Annotated in this window: 1 protein-coding gene; it reads right to left on the bottom strand. The window is 36.6% G+C overall.

The annotated features are described in order from the left end of the window. Nucleotides 1–637 (bottom strand): MSCRAMM family protein (locus AC1DKZ_RS32970; RefSeq protein ID WP_476997978.1); only part of this gene is annotated, 637 nt, incomplete at both ends.

Raw genomic sequence — 637 nt, 5'->3', positions numbered from 1 at the left:
TCTCCAACTACTTGACCAGCTTCGTTCTTTAACTTAAATTCCGCACCTGCTAGAACTTTTCCACTTTCTGCATCCTTCTTGATTACTTGTAAGCTTCCTAGTTCTTTTGCGTTTTCCACTTGTACTTGTACTACTTTGTTTGCTTCCACAACGACTTCAATCTCTTCTTTTAGTAACTTATATCCTTGTGGTGCTTTCGTTTCTTTTAACGTGTATTTTCCTGGTTCTAATTTCGTAGATATTACTTTACCTGTTTTATCTGTTCGTAATGTCTCTACTTTTTTACCCTCTTTATACACTTCAAATTCTGCGTCTGATAATACTTTCGCTTTATCATTCGCATCTACTTTCACGATTTCGAATTGACCTGCTATTTTTTCGTTCGTAACTTCTTGTTTTATTACTTCATTCGCTACAACGTTTACTTCTACTGTTACTTCTAGCGCTTTATAACCTTCTGGCGCTTTCGTTTCTTCTAACGTGTACTTTCCTGGTACTACGTTTTCGAATTTCACAACACCATCTTTATTTGTTGTTTTCGCTTCTCCAACTACTTGACCAGCTTCGTTCTTTAACTTAAATTCCGCACCTGCTAGAACTTTTCCACTTTCTGCATCCTTCTTGATTACTTGTAAGC

This window comes from Bacillus sp. 05T21, assembly GCF_056396785.1.
The sequence above is the reverse complement of the archived record's forward strand: the minus strand, read 5'-3'. Positions and strand labels throughout refer to the sequence as shown.